Source organism: Frankia tisae (genome assembly GCF_025403405.1).
Classification (GTDB): Bacteria; Actinomycetota; Actinomycetes; order Frankiales; family Frankiaceae; genus Frankia; species Frankia tisai.
The window spans coordinates 1-1,777 of the sequence record NZ_JANEZT010000647.1 but is presented as its reverse complement, the minus strand read 5'-3'; the positions used below and the strand labels follow the sequence as shown (position 1 = coordinate 1,777).

The window sequence follows — 1,777 nt, the reverse complement described above, 5'->3', positions numbered from 1 at the left end:
CGGCAGCATCGTGGGGGTCGTGGGGGTCGTGGGGATCGTGAGGGTCGTGAGGGTCGTGGGTTTCGGCATGACGGCGGCTACCGATAGTCGTTGATGCGGAGCTGGATACCGGCGAGGGCGAGGGCGGCGGCGAGCAGGAGGGCCGCGGTGACGGCGAGTGGCAGCGTGTCCAGGGGGTCGTCGGCGTCGGCGAGCTGCCGCTCGAGCCGGCCGCGGCTGGCATCGAACACGACCGTGGACGCCGTGTCGAACCGGCGGAAGGAGTCCGAGCCGCTGCCCTGGGCCAGGGCGACCGCCTGCTGGAACCCGCCGACCTCGGCGACGAGCGCGCGGACCCGCACCGCGCTGGCCTGGTAGGTCTGCCAGGTGGGCGCGAGCGCGCCCCGGGCGGGCCGGTCGGGGCCGGGCAGCGCCGCGGTCGCCGGGAGCAGCCCGGTGCGGGTCGGCCGGGCCTGGCGGTCGTAGCCCAGCCGGGCGCTGACGGCGTCGGCGTCGGCGTCGAGGCCCGCGCCGTTGCCCCGGGAGATCAGCGACAGGCTCTCGTCGCCCCAGGCACGCAGCGCGAGCACCCGGGCCTGCGCGGTCATCGTCATCGGCGCGTAGCCGTGGTCGCGGCTGTCGAGCAGGCGGGTGCGCTGCACCGCGAACGCGGTCATCGTCCAGCCGAGCGCGAGCGTGGTGAGCAGCGTCGCCGCCACCAGCGCCGGGTTGAAGATGCGGTTGGTCCGCCGGAACAGCCGGACCTGCAGGACGACCAGGACGGCCAGCGTCGCCAGCCCGGCGGCGGCGACCAGGATCGGGTGGTAGGCGCGGCTGGCCTGGCGGTAGTCGTGGTCGATGCGCTCCGCGGCCGCCGCGGCGAGCTGGTCGCCGGCCGGCAGGATCGTGCCCTGCATCAGACTCGACGCCTCCCGCAGATAGGCGCCGCCGACGACGAGACCGAGCCGGTTGTTCGCCCTGGCCCGCTCCACCTCGCCGGTGTAGACGGGAAGCTGCTCGGTGAGCACGGTCAGCGGCTCCCGCGGGCCGGCCGCCCGGGCGAGGTCGACGATTCGCTCGCTCGCGTCGGTGACGGCGCGCTGGTAGGCGGCTCGCTGGTCGGGGGGTTCGACGCCGCCGGCGAGGAAGGCCCGCGCCGCCGCGGCGTCGGCCGCCGAAAGGTCGGCGTGCAGGCTCTGCGCCGCGATGAACGATGCGCCGCTGTCTGTTCGCAGCGAGTCCAGCGCCTGCTGGCGCGAGTGCACCGTGGCGAACGCCGCCACCCACAGCAGGACCAGGCCGGCCGCCACGATGATCGACACCAGTCTCAGTCGGCCGGGCGGGGTGGCCGCGCGGCGCGGTAGCACCGCGGTCATATTCGGTGACTTTAGGGGATCCGCGGCGTTCCGTGGCTGGGGTGTCGGCCTCGCGTCATCACAGTTCGCGCGGTGCCTGCACGCCGACCTTCCGGCGGACGTCGGCCGCGAACAGGCAGCCGTGAGCAGCAACACGGCTGACGGTGCCGGGGGAGCCTCATCGACAAGGGCCGAGGAGTGGTCCGGCGGTAGGGCGCGGTTCCACGATTGGCCGGTCGGTGCCGCCCTCGCCGCATGGCGGTCAGCAGATGCTGGAGGTTTTTCGCGGTTCGCCGGGCCCGCGACCGTCATCAGGCTCCAGCAATTCCCGGCACAACCGTCTGGGTGGGGGCAGGATGGCGAGTGCGGGCCTTGGGCCGCGGGCCTTGGGCCGCGGGCCTTGGGCCGTGGCGGTGATCGCGGAGCGTGGTGGTGGTGGTGGG

At 74.5% G+C, this 1,777-nt stretch carries 1 protein-coding gene; it reads right to left on the bottom strand.

The window, feature by feature from the left end:
- Positions 1 to 77: 77 nt before the first annotated feature.
- The gene (locus NBZ85_RS30815; protein WP_261563389.1) at positions 78 to 1,355 is read right to left on the bottom strand and encodes a GlnX family signal transduction membrane protein; all 1,278 of its coding nucleotides are present in this window, start codon (positions 1,353 to 1,355) and stop codon (positions 78 to 80) included.
- Positions 1,356 to 1,777: the final 422 nt, after the last annotated feature.